This window comes from Streptomyces sp. NPDC024555, assembly GCF_055559335.1.
This window is the reverse complement of record NZ_JBVHKV010000003.1, coordinates 1-14,997: the sequence shown is the minus strand read 5'-3', so window position 1 is coordinate 14,997 and position 14,997 is coordinate 1. Positions and strand designations below refer to the sequence as shown.

The window sequence follows — 14,997 nt, the reverse complement described above, 5'->3', positions numbered from 1 at the left end:
ACCCGTTCGGCCTACCAGCGACACGGGTCAGGAGCCGGGCGAACCGACCGGTTCCGCCGTCTCGTCCGCGCCGGCGCGTCCCGTTCCGGCCGGGGCCGTGGTGTCCAGGGGGGTGAACCGTACCGGAAGGTGGACCAGGGCCCGGTGGAAGGGGCCGGGGCGCCAGAGCAGTTCCCCGGCCGGAACGGCGAGTTCCGCGTCGCACAGCAGACTGGTGAACTGCTCGATCGCGGTCATCGCGATGAGCAGCGCCGGCTGCCGGGCCGGACAGCGGTGGGGCCCCGCCGACCAGGCCAGGTGCGCACTGCCGCCGGAGGGGACGTCCTGGTCCGCGCCTCCGGGTGCCGACTGGGTGTTGGCGGCGGCGAACGAGACCATGACGAGCTGTCCGGCACGGAGCCTGACGCCGTGGAACTCGGTGTCGTGGCGCGGGTAGTGGGCGGCCAGATTGGCGATCGGCGGCTCCTGCCAGAGGACTTCGTTGATCGCCTCGTGCGCGGTCATGGCGCCTCCGTGCAGCGAGCCGGCGTACCGCCGGTCGGTGAGCATGTGGAGGATCGTGTTGCCGATGAGGTTGGTCGAGGGGTCGTGGCCCGCGCTGAGCAGCAGGGTGAGCTGACGGACGGTCTCGTCGTTGTCGAGCCGCGCCGGGTGGGCGAGGAAGTAGGAGGCGAGGTCGTTGCGCGGCCGGGCGCGCCGGTCGGCGACGAGCCGGGTGACGACGGCGACGAGGTCGGCGTAGGCGGCGGCCGCGCCCTGCGCGGAGTTCATCATCCCGCTGATGCCGTCGACGATCCGTTCGCCGTCGGCGGGGTCGACGCCGAACCAGGTGACGAAGACGTGGAGCGGGAGCCGGCGGGCGTACTGGGCGATGAGGTCCCCGCTGCCGGTGGCGGCGAACTCGCCGATGAGCTGCTGGGCGACCTTGGCCACCTCGGCGCGCAGGAGGTGCGGTTCGATGAGGGCGAGGGTGTCGTTGATCGCCTCGCGGTAGCGGGCGTGCTCCGGACCGTCGCTGAACAGGGCGGTGGGGCGGTGTCCGAGGACCGGCAGGACCGGGGAGTCGGCGGGGACCGTGGCCTGCCAGGCCCGGGGGTCCTTGCTGAAGGTGTCGCTGTCGCGGAGCAGGTCGACGGCGGCCTGGTAGTCGGTGACGAGGAGCGCGTCGACGCCGGGGGCGAGGCGGACCGGGGCGAGCGGGCCGTGCTCGCGCAGTCTGCGGTAGTGGCCGTGCGGATCGGCGGCGAAGGCGGGGCCGTACAGCGCGAGCGGCTGCGGCGGCTGAGGCAGTGGGGTCATGACGGGTCCTCGGGCTGCGGCAGGCGGGTCAGCACGTGTTCGGCCAGGGCGATCAGGGCGTCGATGCTGCCGCGCCGCTCCCGGGCGTCGCACTGGACGAGCGGGGTGCCCGGGGCGAGGTCCAGGTGCTTGCGCAGGACGTCGTCGCTGTGGGTGGGGGCGTCGGGGAAGCGGTTGACGGCGACGGCGTACGGCAGGCCCTGCTCCTCGACCATGTCCATGACGGCGAAGGAGTCGGCGAGGCGCCGGGTGTCGACGAGGACGAGGGCGCCGAGCGCGCCGCGCGCGATGTCCTCCCAGAGCGGCAGGAAGCGTTCCTGTCCGGGGGTGCCGAACATGTAGAGCACCAGGTCGTCCAGGACGGTGAGGCGTCCGAAGTCGATGGCGACGGTGGTGGTGGTCTTGTCGGGGAGTCCGGCGGTGCTGTCGAGCCCGGTGCTGGACTGGGTCATCGCCTCCTCGGTGTGGAGGGTGGCGATCTCCGAGAGCGTCCGGATCAGGGTGGTCTTGCCCACGCCGAAGGGACCCGTGACGACGAGCTTCATCAGGGTCCGGGCACCGGCCGGCAGATAGCCGACGCCCGTGCGGTCAGTGGAGGGAGCGGAGTCCAACGAGCAGCCTCTCGACGAGCGGCCGGTCGATGTCCCCGGCACTGGGTATCGGCGGTCGCGTGAGCAGAAGTCCGGCGGCCGCGAGATCCGTGGCCAGGAATACGGTGGCGCTGACCGGCAGTTCCAGATGCGCCGCGCATTCGACGACGGTGAGGGCGCCGGGTTCCAGCAGCTCGCAGAGTCTGCGCTGCTCCGAACCGAGGTCTCCCGGCAGTGCCTCCCCGGTGCGCAGGAGGACGGCGAGCCGGTCGAGCGCGGGGCCGGTGGGCCGGGTGCGGCCCCCGGTGACGAGGTAGGCGGGTATCAGACGGCGTTCTGGGCCGGCGGTCATGGCCGGTCGGTGGCGTCCGGCCGGCGGGTGGGCGCGTGCATCGCCCGGGTCAGCGCGGTGACCTGCACCTGCATCTGGTAGGCGATGTCCCCGAGCTTGGCGCCGGGTTCGGCGAAGAGCGCCAGGGTGGTGTTCTTGCCGGCCGGGACGACGATCGCGAAGCCGAGATCGGATTCGACGACGGTCTGGGCCAGGTGCGGGGTGTCGGCGCCGGTGAACGCGGTGGTGAAGGCGCGGGCGGCGGCGTGCAGGGTGGCCGTCATCGCGGCGACGCGTTCGCCGGAGGCCCGGTCGAGGCCGGGTGAGGCGCCTTCGACGAGACCGTCTCCGGTGGCGACCACGGCGTGCTGGACCCCGGGAAGCTCAAGCAGCGGGGTCAGCACCCATGCGAGGTCACCGGTGAGGGGGCTGGGGGCGCTCACTTCTCGTCGTCTCCTTGGTCGTCCTGGTCGCCCAGGTGGTCGTGGCCGTCCTCGTCCGGTGCGGGGGCCCGCCCGGTGACGCTCCTGCCGATCTGGGTGCCCTGCTGGAGCGCCGCCCAGGAGGACTCGGCCTGCTCGGGTGTGCGCGGTGCCGGTACGGAGACCGGGGCGGCCGGGGCCGCCGCCGGGGCGGGGCGCGGTGAGCGGCGGCGCCGGGTGGGCAGCCCCGAGGGTTCGGCGGCGGCCTCCGGCGCGTCCTGCTCCGTCTCGCGCCCCCGGCCGCCGGCGGGCCGGCCGGGCTCCGGGTGGGCGGAGACGGGGGCCGGGGCCAGCACGGAGAGCGTGTGGTCGTCCTCCATGACGGTCAGCAGATGCGCGGGGACCCGGAGGATGGTCCGCATGCCGCCGAAGGGCGAGGCTTCGATATGGCAGTGGAAGCCGTACTGGACGACGAGCCGGCCGACGACGGCGAAGCCGGTCTGGGGCGGGTCGCCGAGTTCGGTGAGCAGGACCTCGGAGGGGCCGGCGAGCAGGGCGCGGGCCCGGTCCAGCGCGTCGTCGTCCATGCCGATGCCTGCGTCGTCGACGACCAGGAAGGCGCCGCGGCCGCCGCTCTGCTGGACCGTCACCTGGACGTCGGTGTCGGGGTGCGAGTAGGCGGTGGCGTTGGCGAGGAGTTCCGCCAGCGCGATGGCGAGGGGTTCGGCGGCGCGGGCGGCGAGGGCGAGGCGTTCGTCGCGCAGGTGGTTGGAGACCTTGATCCGTTCGTAGCCGGCGACGCGGGACTGGGCGCCGAGGACGATCTCGACGAGGGGGGAGTTCTGCCGGGCGAGGCCGGGCCAGGCGTCGCAGAGCACGGCGGTGGCCTGGGTGCGGCGCAGGGCCAGCTCGTTGCGGAAGTCGAGCTGGAGGATGCGCGGGTCGTCGTACTCGTGCTGCAGTTCGTGGAGCAGGCGCTGGGACTGGTTGAGCAGGGACTGGATCTTGGCGGAGGTGCCGCGCATCGCGGCGCGGGCGGCGGCGTCGACGCGGCGGCGCTCTTCCAGGACCGCGGTGCGGGTGGCCTGGACGGCCTCGGTGAGCAGCCGGGCGGCGTCCCCGTCGACCTCGGCGGCCTCGCGCAGTCCGGGGACCGGGGCGCTGGGGTGGGAAAGCGAGAGCGCCGCGGCGGGTATGCGTTTGCGGGCCAGCTGGCGTATCTCGTCGACGAGGGCCGCGGTACGGGCCTCGGCCGTCTTCGCCTGGCGTTCGGACAGTTCGGCGTGGGCCACGGCGAGCTGTTCGGAGCGGGCCGCCCGGTAGGAGCGGACCGTCGCCGCCACGGCGGCGACGACGGCGATCAGCGCCACGATCCATGCCATGCCGTTACCGCGTTTCTGTCGTCGGGGTGACCTCCGGCCGGACGGCCGGGGGCCGGGGTCAGTCGGCCGCGGGGGCCGTGGTGCGGGCCTCCACTTCGCGGGCGACCTCGGCGACCTCGGTCATGACCTGGAGGACGCCGGGGAGTTCCGAGCCGTCGAGGTTGCGGTACTCGCTGCCGATGGTGACCACGAGCCGCTCCGGGAGGCCGAGTTCGGGGTGGCGCCCCTCGGCGATGACGCGGCGGGCGGCCTCGGTGGGGGGCACTCCGGCGGCGTGGAAGGCGTGGGCGCGTTCGCGCACGTACTCCAGGTACACGATGTGGTCGCGGACGCCGGAGCGGTCCAGGACCGGGCCGTGGCCGGGGACGATGGTCTCGGCGCCGGTGGCGAGGACCTGTTCGCAGGCGGCGATCACGTTGTCCAGGGGGCCGGCCCAGTGGATCGGGTGGTCGCCCGGCTGCTGCGGCGTGCTGGAGAAGATGATGTCGCCGCTGAAGACGGTGCTCTGCGCGGGCAGGTGGACGATGAGGTCACCGGCGGTGTGCGCGGGCGGCAGGGAGCTTACGCGGACGGGGTGGTCCCCGACGGTCAGTTCGAGTTCCCCGGTGAAGTACGTGGTCGGGCGGACCGGTTCGGTGGCCGACCAGTCGAAGGGGCCGAAGTGGCGGCCCAGGTAGGCGCCGAGCGGGGTGGCGGAGTCGCCGCCGCTGACGAGCGCGTGCTGCTGCTGCGGCGTGGGCTCGTAGTGGATGTGCTCCTTGGCCTCGCGGGTGACGATGATCTCCGCGTCGGGCAGGACCCCCGCACCCCAGAAGTGGTCCCCGTTGGCATGGGTGACGACGATCCGGTCGATGGTGACGCCGTCGGGCAGCCGCTTGGTGGACTCGGCGAGGAACTGGCCCGCCAGCACCGCGTCGTACGGGGTGTCGATCCAGAGCGCGCCCCGCGGCGAGACGAGCAGCCCGCAGTTGGCCAGCCCCCAGCCCCGCTTCGGCGGCAGCCAGGCGTACAGGCCACGGCCCAGGTCAGCGACTTCTCCACCCGTGATCGACATGGACGCGATTATGCCGACACCGATCCGGGCGCGCGTTCGAACCAGGTCTCGATTTGATTCCGTTGGCGTGAAACCGCCCTTGCCTCATCCCGGCGCGGTGCGATTGGTGACCGTACGAGAGCGGCCGAACGCCCTGGCGGGACGCATGATCAGGGCATACCCCCCGCAACTCACGCGATCCACACCCCCCTTGTCCGAGAACGTGACGACCCGCCATCAAACGAGCGGAGGCCGATTACCCACCGAGCATGGCTGAAAACAGACGCGTGGAAGCTGCCGGGGCAGCCATCGCCGCGACGGCTCAGACCGTGATCACCGTGACACCGGCCTCCGTGAAACGGGCGGCGGCCTCGGGGGTGATGCCCCGGTCGGTGACGAGGAAGTCGACCAGATCGAGATCGCAGACCCGGGCGAAGGCCCGCTTGCCGATCTTGGACGAGTCGGTGGCCACCACCACCCGCTGCGCCTGCTGGGCGAGCAGCCGGTTGATGCTGGCCTCGCCCTCGTGGTGGACGTACACCCCGCGCTCGGTGTCGATCGCGTTGATCCCGAGCACGGCGACGTCCAGCGTGATCTCGCCGAGCACTCCGCTGGCCAGCGGCCCCGTCAGCTCGTACGACTGGGGCCGGGCCACACCGCCGGTCACCACGATCTTGATCTGCGGCCGGATCACCAGCTCGTTGGCGATGTTCAGCGCGTTGGTGACGACGGTCAGGGCCGGCTGGCCCGGCGCGGCGCCCGCGCCCTCGCCGACGAGGTCGGAGCGCACGGCCAGCGACCTGGCCACCTCGGTGATGGTGGTGCCGCCGGTCAGGCCCACCACCTCGCCGACCGCGACCAGTCCGGCGACGGCGCGGCCGATGGCCTGCTTCTCCGGGGCGTTGCGCCCCGCCTTGTAGCGCAGCGCCAGCTCGTAGCTGACCCCGTGCGCCACCGCGCCGCCCCGGGTGCGGGTGAGCAGCTGCTGCTCGGAGAGCTGGTCGAGGTCGCGGCGGATGGTCGCGGCCGAGACGTCGAGCGTCCTGGCGGCGTCCTCGACGTCCACCCGGCCGTGCTTGCCGACGAGTTCCAGCAGTGCGTTCCACCGGGCGTCCCTGGACACGAGCTCTCTCCTCACGGGTCCGGTCTGCGGGCGCCCGTCCCCCGGGGCGCGATCACCGGAACACGCGCAAGCGTCGCACACGGCCCCTCCGAGTCAAGCCGCCTGCACGCTGCATGCTTGATAGTGCTCACTCAACGCGAGTAACGTGCGTAATCGAGCATCCACACACGGATACGGAGTGCAAAAGTGTCTTTTGTCGAGATCGAGACCGCCAGTCAGCCGGAGTGCTGGCGCCGCGCCGCGGAGCTGGCTCCGGACCACGCCGACGTCCTGCCCGCCACCGGCGAGCGCGTCGCCGTCGTCGGCTGCGGGACCTCGTTCTACATGGCTCAGGCATACGCCGCGCTCCGCGAGGACTCCGGACAGGGCGAGACCGACGCGTTCGCCGCCTCGGAGTTCCCCTTCCGGCGCCGCTACGACCGGGTGGTCGCCCTGACCCGGTCCGGCACCACGACGGAGGTCCTCGGCCTGCTGGACCGGCTGCGCGGAACCACCCCGACCGTGGCCGTCACCGCGGACCCGGACACCCCGGTCATGTCGGCCGCCGACGCGGTCGTGGTCCTCGGCTTCGCGGACGAACGGTCCGTCGTGCAGACCCGGTTCGCCACCACGCTCCTCACCCTGCTCCGCGCCCACCTGGGCCTGCACGGCGACGCCGTGGTCCGCGACGCGGAGGCCGCGCTCGCCGAGCCGCTGCCCGAAGGGCTCGTGGACTGCTCCCAGTTCACCTTCCTCGGCCGCGGCTGGACGGCGGGACTGGCCAACGAGGCGGCCCTGAAGATGAAGGAGGCCTCGCTGTCCTGGACGGAGGCCTACGCCGCGATGGAGTACCGCCACGGCCCGATCAGCATCGCCACCACCGGCACCGCGACCTGGACCTTCGGCCCGGCCCCCGAGGGGCTGCGCGAGCAGGTCCTCGCCACCGGCGCGCGCTGGATCGAGAGCGGGCTCGACCCGCTGGCCGAGCTGGTCCGCGTCCAGCGCCTGGCCGTCGCCCGTGCCGCCGCCCGCGGCCTGGACCCCGACAGCCCCCGCCACCTCACCCGTTCCGTGGTCCTCGCGGAGGCCTGAGCCGGCCGGGGCCGCGCGCCGCACGGCCGGGGCGCCTTCGCACGAGGCGCGCCCCGGCCGCCGCCGATACGCGTCAGGACTCCTCGAAGTAGGCGTCGAGGACCGCGTCGAAGCCCTCCGTCCACCCCTTCAGCTCGCTCCTGGCGGACGCCTCGACCTCGGCGTTGAACCAGCGCTGGGAGGACATGTGGACCGTGACGGTGAACCGGCGGCCGAACCGCGCCGGCTTCAGCTCCACGGCGCCGATCTCGTCCCAGCGGAAGTCCGCCTCCTGGTCGTCCAGCGTGAACCGGATCCCGGCGCGGTCCGCGGTGATCGACCCGCGCCGGTCCTTCACCTCGAACGAGGTCCCGTCCGCGGTCTCTTCGCCGCCCTCGTCCGCGGCCTCCTCGTCGCTCTCGTCCTCCTCGTCGTCCGCTGCCTTCGCGGTGGCGGGCTCGTCGTCGGGGACCGCGTCCTCGGGCACGGCCTGCGCCGCGGCCTCGTCGGTCGCCGCGTCCCCGGACGCGGTCCCCTCGGTCCCCTCGGCCTCCTCCGGCTCCTTGTCCGCCGACGCGGCGGTCCGGGGGGCCGTGAGACCGGGGATGTACGCCGGGTCTGTCCCCGCGGCGTACGCGGGCTGAGTCTTCGGATCTATGCGCTGCTCCACGGCGGGCAGTATGGCCGACGAACCTGTACGGGGCCAGTAAGTCCGCCGTTCGCCGTCCCCTCCCCCGCGCCGGGGCGCGACAGGGAGCGGGTCCGCGTCGCCGCGGCCCGCCCCCCGGGTGTCCGCCGCCGGCCGGCGGGCGGTCAGTTCACGGCGCAGGCCTTGTCGCCCAGGGCGAAGGAGGCCGGTGCGGTGTTGCCTCCCGTCAGGGTGCCCGTGAAGCCGAAGGCCACCGAGGAGCCGGGCGCCACCGTGCCGTTCCAGGAGATGCTGGACGCCGTCGCCTTCGCGCCGTCCTGCGCCGGGGTGGCGTTCCACATCTGGCCGATCCGCTGCCCGTCCGGGAAGGTCCAGCCCAGCGTCCAGCCGTCCAGCGCCGCCGTCCCGGTGTTGGTGAGCGTCACATCCGCCTGGAAGCCGCCCGACCACTGGTTGGTGACCTTGTACGTCACCGCGCAGACGGCGTCACCGGGCGGGGTGCCCGGGTCGGTGCCGGGGTCGGTTCCCGGGTCCGTGCCGCCGTCGCCGCCTCCGTCGCCGTCCGAGGAGTCGCCGTAGATGATGCCCCGCCCGTTGGTCGAGACGTAGACCCGTCCGTAGATCCTCGGGTCGCCGGTGATGGCCGCCCCGGTCCAGCCCCACTGGTGGGCGTCGTCGTTGATCCGCGTCCAGGTGGCTCCCGCGTCCGTGGAGCGGAAGATGCCGCGCACCCCGCCGATCTTCGCGCTGACGAACAGCGTCTGGTACGAGGCCCCGGCGGCCGCCTTGCCGAAGCCGACCGCGTCCGCCTGGTCGACCCCGCTCAGCCGGGTGAACGTCGCGCCGGAGTCGGTGGAGTGCCACAGCCCGTACGCGCCGTTCGCGCTGCCGCCCGCGAGCCAGACGTCGCCCTCGGCGCCCGGCACGGCCTTGAAGCGCACATTGCCCTCGGCGGGCAGTCCGCTCGACGCCTTCGCGGTGAAGGTGGCGCCGCCGTCGGTGGAGACGTAGAAGGTGCCCGCCTTGTAGCCGTAGAACTTCTTCGGGTTCTTCCGGTCGGACTCGACGGTGGCCCCGGCCGGGATGCCGGCCGACGCCGACCAGGAGCTTCCGAAGCCGGTGGTGTGCTGGACGCCCGCGCCCTCCGGGGACCAGACGAAGCCGCTGCCGTCGGCCGCCGCGGCGACGGTGCCGCCGCCCGTGACGCCCGAGGGCTCGGAGCCCTGGAACCAGTTGGCCCCGTTGTCCGTGGAGAAGCCGATGTGCGGGGCGGCGTCGGCGTTGCCGACCCGGACCACCGTGTTCGGGTTGCTCTCCGCGAAGTCCAGGCTGGTGGTCGAGGTGAGGTTGGGCGAGGTGAACATCATCCCGGGCACGGCGTCGAGATCGGTGTGCCGGAAGCCGCCGACGTCACCGAGCGCGCTGAGCAGCGGAGCGCCGGACGGCGGGCTGGCCAGGTCGTTGACGGCGGTCTCCTCCAGCCCCTTCACCATCGGGGTGATCGTGAACGTGCTGCCGGAGTCCCAGTTGGTGAGGTTCTCCGTGCCGTAGATCGTCGCGCCGGTTCCGTACATCATCCGGCCGGAGTCGAAGGGGTCGATCTCCAGCGCCTCGGTCATCCAGCCGAGCTTCGGCGTGGTCTCCGGGGGCGCGGGGTTGGCGTTCCAGGTCAGCCAGGGCACCGAGGAGACGTCCTGGGTGAAGCGGTTGGTGCGGTTGGGGTAGCTGGTGTAGTCCCAGGCCTGGGTCCAGGTGGCACCGCTGTCCGTGGAGCGGAAGATCTGCGTGTCCGGCCACCAGGAGCTGTACGCGGTCGCCATCACCGTCCCGGGGTGCTGCCGGTCCACCGTCAGTCCGCTGAAGCCGTAGTAGGTGTCCGCCTCCGCGACGGGGCTGACGTCCTTCCACTCACCGGTCGCGGTGGTGTAGCGCCAGAGCTGTCCCTTGCCGCCGTCGTACGGGCCGCCGGTGTCGCTGAGGGAGAGGTAGAGGTAGCCGTTGTCGGAGTCCAGCACGCCCTTGTGGGCCAGGTATCCGGTGGGCTGGCCGGCGATCCGCGACCAGGTGGTGCCGCCGTCCGTCGAGCGGTAGACGGTGTTCTCCTTGTCGGCGACGCCCACGTAGATGTCCTGGGTCGCGCTGCCCGCGCTGCCGGTCCGCTCGTCGAACGTCACCCAGACGATGCCCTGGTTGTCGTTGCCGTAGCCGCTGGTGTCGCTCGGGTCCTGGGAGTAGTTGCCCGGGTTGGGGAACGCCGTCACCTGCGACCAGCTCGCGCCGGAGTCCGTGGACCGCCACAGGCCCTTGCCGCTCGGCGCGCCCAGATAGAGCACGGAGTTCTTGTTGGGGTCGACGGCCAGGCGCTCGCCCATGCCCCGGCCGGGCATGTTCCCGCCGAGCTTGAACGGGAGCGTGGCCGCCTTCCAGCTGGCGCCCCGGTCGGAGGAGCGCAGCACGGCGCCGTTGGTCGGGTCCCAGTCGTTGGTGTACGTGCCCACGGCGGCGTACACGTTGTCCGGGTCGACGGAGTCCGAGGCCAGGCTCACCACCCCGGTCCAGCCCCAGTGGTCCCAGTCCACCCAGTCGAGCAGCGGTGTCCAGCGCTTGCCGGCCTGGTCCCAGCGGTAGGCGCCGCCGATGTCGGTGCGGGCGTAGGCGAGGTTCTTCTCGGAGCGGTTGAAGACGATGCCGGGGACGAAGCCTCCGCCGTCGATGCGGACGTTCTTCCAGTCATAGGTGTCGGCGGCCGTCGACACATCGGATGCCTCGGCGGCCGGGGCGGCCGCTCGGGTCTGCGCCGACGCCGGGGCGCCGGTGGCGAACAGCCCGGCGGTAAGCGTGAGCGCGGCCAGCAGGGTGGCCAGGGATCTTGCGCTTGAGCGCACGGAAACGTCCTCTCCGAACAGGACCGCCGACAGCGGCGGTAAGGGCGTGCACGGATGTGGGAGCGCTCCCATTTCGCGTCCCGATGGTAGCGGCGCCCCCGCGCCGGGAGAAGGGTGGCGACAGGGTTCATCGGATGACTTGATCGGGCCCTGTCATTTCGTGCGCCCGCCGCCCTGAGGAAAACCGCAGGGGATGCGGCGGCGAACCGCATACCGGCGGGGGCCTCCGGATTCCTAGCGTGGCCAGGGAGCCGCGGTGCCGTGCCGCGGTCGCCACCCGGACCGGAGACCTCGTATGGACCACCTCGTGCTCGCCCTCCCCCAGGAACCCGCCGACGGGGTGGCGGGATGGGCCGCCGGGCTCGTCGACACCCTGGGCGGCCCCGGGGCCGGACTCGCGATCGCGCTGGAGAACCTCTTCCCGCCGCTGCCGAGCGAGGTGATCCTGCCGCTGACCGGCTTCGCCGCCGGACGGGGAGTGCTCTCCCTGGCGTCCGCCCTGTTCTGGACGACGCTGGGCTCGGTGGCCGGCGCGGCCGCGCTGTACTGGCTCGGGATGCTCTTCGGCCGGGAGCGGATGTACGCGCTGTGGGCGCGGCTCCCCCTCGTCAGGACCTCCGATCTGGCGCGCACCGAGGCGTGGTTCGCCCGGCACGGCACCAAGGCGGTGCTGCTGGGCCGGCTGGTGCCGGTCTTCCGCAGCCTGATCTCGGTGCCGGCCGGGCTGGAACGCATGCCCTTCGCGCTGTTCCTGGGGCTGACCGCACTCGGAAGCCTGGGCTGGAACACGGTGCTGGTGATGGCGGGTTACTGGCTCGGCGACCAGTGGGACACCGTGGGGACCTGGGTCGGCGTCCTGTCCAAGGCCGTCCTCGCCCTGGCCCTGGCGGCCCTCGCCCTGTACGTCGCGGTCCGTCTCCGCTCCCCGAACGGCCGGGCCCAGCACCGCCGTACGCGGTCATGACACGAGGTCTTCTAGGATCGGTGGACGTGACGGGGGACGCGGGGGCGGTCAGGGGCTCGGGCCGGGCGCTGTCGGTCGTGGGCATGCTCCTGGGGTGTCCGACGGCGGTCGCCGGTCTCCTCCACTTCGCGGTGTCCGGGGTCCTGCTGGGTCCGTTCCTGCTGTGGCCCCGCACCCGCGACCGTGCGCGGGCCCGGTTCCTCGCGGGCGCCCGGCGGCTGACGGCGGCCGAGCGCCGGCGCCGGACCGTCTTCTTCGGCGACCGGTTCCCCGAGCACCGCCCCCGGGACCGGCAGATCCTGCGCTATCTGGCCGCCCGCGCCTACGCGGGCCTGCTCAGCGCGGTGGTGATCGGGCTCCTCGCCTTCGGGCTCGTGCTGGCGGTGCTCCTGGTGGTCGGGGTGGTGCGGTCGACGGTGGACTGGGCGGAGCTGCCGGCCCAGATCCTCCTCGGCTCCGTCCTGCTCTTCCTCGATCTCCAGGGTCTGGTCTCGCTGGCGGCGCTCGACGCCCGGCTCGCCCGGGAGTGCTTCGTGCCCGACGAGCGGGAGCTGCTGGAGCGGCGCATCGGCGAACTCGCCGCGAGCCGCGCCGCGGTGGTCCGCGCGGTGGACGCCGAACGGCGGCGCGTCGAGCGCGATCTGCACGACGGGGTGCAGCAGCGCCTGGTGGCGCTGGCCATGCTGCTCGGCCGGGCCCGCCGCTCCCGGGACGCCGGACGGGCCGACGCGCTGCTCGCCCAGGCGCACCGGGAGGCGGGCGAGGTCCTGGCCGAACTGCGGGACGTGGCCTGGCGGGTCTATCCGACGGCCCTGGACAGTGTGGGGCTGCGGGAGGCGTTGGCCGGGGTGGCCGAGCGGTGCGCGCTGCCGGTGCGGCTGGAGTACGAGGCGGCCGGGGAGCTGCCTCCGCCCGTCGAGACGGCCGCGTACTTCGTGGTGTCGGAGTCCGTGACGAACGCCGCCAAGCACGCGGAGGCCGGCGAGCTGTACGTACGCGTCGTGCGCCGGGACGGGGTGCTGTCCGTGCTGGTCCGCGACGACGGGGCGGGCGGCGCGGACCCGGAGGGCACCGGCCTCGCGGGGCTGCGCGGCCGGGTCGCCGCGCTCGACGGCATGCTGGACGTCCACAGCCCCGCCGGGGGCCCCACCACCGTGACCGCGGAGCTGCCGTGCGTGTGATGCTCGCCGAGGACTCGACCCTGCTCAGAGAGGGGCTGGTCCGGCTCCTCACCGAGGAGGGCCATGAGGTGACCGCCGCCGTGGGCGACGCGGACGCGCTGCTCGCGCGGGTGGCGCAGGACCCGCCGGACGTCGTCGTCACCGACATCCGGATGCCTCCGGACCACAAGGACGAGGGGCTGCGCGCGGCGGTGGAGATCCGCGGCCGGTTCCCGGGTGTGGGCGTGCTCGTGCTCTCGCAGTACGTGGAGCGGGCGTACGCCGCCCAGTTGCTGGCCTCCGACGCCGAACGGGTCGGCTATCTCCTCAAGGACCGGGTCGCGCAGGTCGAGGAGTTCCTGGGCTCGCTGGACCGGATCCACGCGGGCGGGGCGGTGTTCGACCCGGAGGTCGTGCGGCAGCTGGTCATCCGCAGTGCGCACGGCGATCCGCTGTCGCGGCTGACCCCGCGCGAGAGGAGCGTGCTGGAGGCGCTGGCCCAGGGGCACACCAACGCGGCGATCGGGCAGCGGCTGCACATCTCGCAGAGCGCCGTGGAGAAGAACCTCAACACGATCTTCGACAAACTGGGCCTGGAGCGGGCCACCGGGTACAACCGGCGGATCCTGGCCGTGCTGCGCTATCTGGAGGCGTGAACGCGGGCCCGGGGCGGGGTGTCAGTACCAGTCGCCCCGGCCGGGCGGGTCGCAGAGTTCGAGCACGACCTCACCGGCCTCCGAGGTGGTGCCGCCCACCGGCCTGACCCGGTCGCCGACGTTCACCAGGTGCGGGGCCGCGCCGACGATGCGGCAGCGGTAGACGAAGCCCTCGGGGAAGCGGACCAGGGACTCGTTGCGCATGATCCGCGAGTAGCGGTTGACGACGCTGGACCGGACGACGACCCCGTGGCCCTCGCTGTGCCGGGACACCAGATCGCTCGACGCGCAGACGGGACACAGGAGTTTGCGGAAGGACGCGGTGCCGCACCAGCGGCAGACCTGGTAGACGAGGCCCTCCGTGCGGCGCTCCTCGGCCGGGTGGCGAACCGCCGCCGGTCCTCTGTCGATTCCGGTGCTGATCACGGCTCGGCCTCCCGCTCTCGACTCGGTGCGCCGCGTCGTCGACGGCACATCGGCACCGTATGGCACTTAGTTCCATGAAGTAAAGGTACTCAGTACCGAAGAAGAGTGAACTACCTCTCAGCCACGGCCTCTTCCTCTCCGATGGCCGCCTCGATGCGCTGCACGACGCGCCACATCGGGGCGCCCTTCGGCGCGATCATCACGATCACGTCCTCCTCGGCGACGGGCGGCAGCGGCCGCTCGGCGGCCGAGCCCCAGAGGGACCGGACCAGTTCGAGCGCCCGGTCCACCTCGGCGCCCGCGTCGCCCCGGCCGCCCGAACGCAGCCAGGAGCGCAGCCCGTTGTTGTGGGCGGCGACGACGGCGGCGGCGATCACCTCGGCGCGCAGCGCGGCGTCGGGGGTGTCGCCCCAGCGGCGCTCCAGATATCCCGCCATGGTCCGTTCGTACCGGCGCACGACGGACAGTTCGTACGTGCGCAGCCCCGGGACCTCCCGGGTGAGCCGGTAGCGCTGGACGGAGAACTCGGGCTTCTCCGCGTACATCCGGAACACCAGCCGGGCCGCGTCGCACACGGTGTCCACCGGGTCGCCGTCCCCGGCGGTGTCCAGGAACGCGGTCATCTCCGCGAGGCACCGCTCGTGGTCGGGGAAGACCGCGTCCTCCTTCGAGGGGAAGTAGCGGAAGAACGACCTCCGCCCCACCCCGGCGCTGGCGACGATGTCGTCCACCGTGGTCCGCTCGAACCCGCGCTCCATGAAGAGGGCGAAGGCCGCCTCGGCGAGCACGTCACGCATGGGCGGCTTCTTGGCAGGCCGGCGGTCCTCAGTCATGCCGGAAACGTAGCACCAGAACGGCGCATCCGACACTGGGTACCTTTACGCAGGGTACTGAGTGCCATAGGATGACCGCAGAAACACCACCAGGTACAGGGAGAGCCGGCGTGAGCTTGAGGATCGTTGTCTGTGTGAAGTACGTGCCCGACGCGACCGGTGACCGGCATTTCGCCGATGACCTGACGTTGGAC

Annotated in this window: 15 protein-coding genes and 1 pseudogene; 5 read left to right on the top strand and 11 right to left on the bottom strand. The window is 72.7% G+C overall.

Going from position 1 to position 14,997, the window contains the following annotated elements:
* Positions 1–27 precede the first annotated feature (27 nt).
* From ACZ4FH_RS05490 to ACZ4FH_RS05460, 7 genes are all read right to left on the bottom strand, one after another.
* Positions 28–1,299, bottom strand: a complete 1,272-nt coding sequence (locus ACZ4FH_RS05490; RefSeq protein WP_467302476.1) for a cytochrome P450 family protein — start codon at positions 1,297–1,299, stop codon at positions 28–30.
* Positions 1,296–1,910, bottom strand: a complete 615-nt coding sequence (locus ACZ4FH_RS05485; RefSeq protein ID WP_383642385.1) for a GTP-binding protein — start codon at positions 1,908–1,910, stop codon at positions 1,296–1,298. Before ACZ4FH_RS05485 ends, ACZ4FH_RS05490 begins: the two co-directional genes overlap by 4 nt.
* Positions 1,888–2,241, bottom strand: a complete 354-nt coding sequence (locus ACZ4FH_RS05480; RefSeq protein WP_383642388.1) for a DUF742 domain-containing protein — start codon at positions 2,239–2,241, stop codon at positions 1,888–1,890. Before ACZ4FH_RS05480 ends, ACZ4FH_RS05485 begins: the two co-directional genes overlap by 23 nt.
* Positions 2,238–2,663: a roadblock/LC7 domain-containing protein gene (locus ACZ4FH_RS05475; protein WP_467302473.1), complete on the bottom strand. Its 426-nt coding sequence runs from the start codon at positions 2,661–2,663 to the stop codon at positions 2,238–2,240. Before ACZ4FH_RS05475 ends, ACZ4FH_RS05480 begins: the two co-directional genes overlap by 4 nt.
* Positions 2,660–4,024 (bottom strand): ATP-binding protein, encoded by a 1,365-nt coding sequence (locus ACZ4FH_RS05470; protein WP_467302471.1) that lies wholly within the window; start codon positions 4,022–4,024, stop codon positions 2,660–2,662. Before ACZ4FH_RS05470 ends, ACZ4FH_RS05475 begins: the two co-directional genes overlap by 4 nt.
* Before the next feature lie 58 nt (positions 4,025–4,082).
* Positions 4,083–5,078, bottom strand: coding sequence for an MBL fold metallo-hydrolase (locus ACZ4FH_RS05465; RefSeq protein WP_467302469.1), 996 nt, complete (start codon positions 5,076–5,078; stop codon positions 4,083–4,085).
* Positions 5,079–5,379: 301 nt separating this feature from the next.
* Positions 5,380–6,180 (bottom strand): DeoR/GlpR family DNA-binding transcription regulator, encoded by an 801-nt coding sequence (locus tag ACZ4FH_RS05460; RefSeq protein WP_467302467.1) that lies wholly within the window; start codon positions 6,178–6,180, stop codon positions 5,380–5,382.
* Between the two features lie 186 nt (positions 6,181–6,366).
* Between ACZ4FH_RS05460 and ACZ4FH_RS05455 the strand changes: the two genes are divergently transcribed.
* The gene (locus tag ACZ4FH_RS05455; RefSeq protein WP_467302465.1) at positions 6,367–7,251 is read left to right on the top strand and encodes an SIS domain-containing protein; all 885 of its coding nucleotides are present in this window, start codon (positions 6,367–6,369) and stop codon (positions 7,249–7,251) included.
* Between the two features lie 73 nt (positions 7,252–7,324).
* Here ACZ4FH_RS05455 and ACZ4FH_RS05450 read toward each other — a convergent pair whose 3' ends face one another.
* Both ACZ4FH_RS05450 and ACZ4FH_RS05445 read right to left on the bottom strand, forming a co-directional pair.
* Positions 7,325–7,900 (bottom strand): hypothetical protein, encoded by a 576-nt coding sequence (locus ACZ4FH_RS05450; RefSeq protein ID WP_467302463.1) that lies wholly within the window; start codon positions 7,898–7,900, stop codon positions 7,325–7,327.
* Positions 7,901–8,043: 143 nt separating this feature from the next.
* On the bottom strand, positions 8,044–10,764 hold the full coding sequence (locus ACZ4FH_RS05445) for a cellulose binding domain-containing protein (protein ID WP_467302461.1): 2,721 nt from the start codon (positions 10,762–10,764) through the stop codon (positions 8,044–8,046).
* Between the two features lie 295 nt (positions 10,765–11,059).
* Between ACZ4FH_RS05445 and ACZ4FH_RS05440 the strand changes: the two genes are divergently transcribed.
* From ACZ4FH_RS05440 to ACZ4FH_RS05430, 3 genes are read left to right on the top strand one after another with little or no spacing between them, the layout of a single operon-like run.
* Positions 11,060–11,728, top strand: coding sequence for a DedA family protein (locus ACZ4FH_RS05440; protein ID WP_467302460.1), 669 nt, complete (start codon positions 11,060–11,062; stop codon positions 11,726–11,728).
* A 26-nt stretch (positions 11,729–11,754) separates the two neighbouring features.
* On the top strand, positions 11,755–12,909 hold the full coding sequence (locus tag ACZ4FH_RS05435; protein WP_467302459.1) for a sensor histidine kinase: 1,155 nt from the start codon (positions 11,755–11,757) through the stop codon (positions 12,907–12,909).
* Positions 12,909–13,544: a response regulator transcription factor gene (locus ACZ4FH_RS05430; protein WP_467303070.1), complete on the top strand. Its 636-nt coding sequence runs from the start codon at positions 12,909–12,911 to the stop codon at positions 13,542–13,544. Before ACZ4FH_RS05435 ends, ACZ4FH_RS05430 begins: the two co-directional genes overlap by 1 nt.
* 21 nt (positions 13,545–13,565) lie before the next feature.
* On the opposite strand, the gene ACZ4FH_RS05425 is transcribed toward ACZ4FH_RS05430, so the two are convergent.
* Both ACZ4FH_RS05425 and ACZ4FH_RS05420 read right to left on the bottom strand, forming a co-directional pair.
* On the bottom strand, positions 13,566–13,970 hold the full coding sequence (locus ACZ4FH_RS05425; RefSeq protein ID WP_467302457.1) for a zinc ribbon domain-containing protein: 405 nt from the start codon (positions 13,968–13,970) through the stop codon (positions 13,566–13,568).
* Positions 13,971–14,080: 110 nt separating this feature from the next.
* Positions 14,081–14,803: a TetR family transcriptional regulator gene (locus tag ACZ4FH_RS05420; protein ID WP_383642421.1), complete on the bottom strand. Its 723-nt coding sequence runs from the start codon at positions 14,801–14,803 to the stop codon at positions 14,081–14,083.
* A 110-nt stretch (positions 14,804–14,913) separates the two neighbouring features.
* Between ACZ4FH_RS05420 and ACZ4FH_RS05415 the strand changes: the two are divergent.
* Positions 14,914–14,997 (top strand): annotated as a pseudogene (locus ACZ4FH_RS05415) (electron transfer flavoprotein subunit beta); the annotation flags it as partial.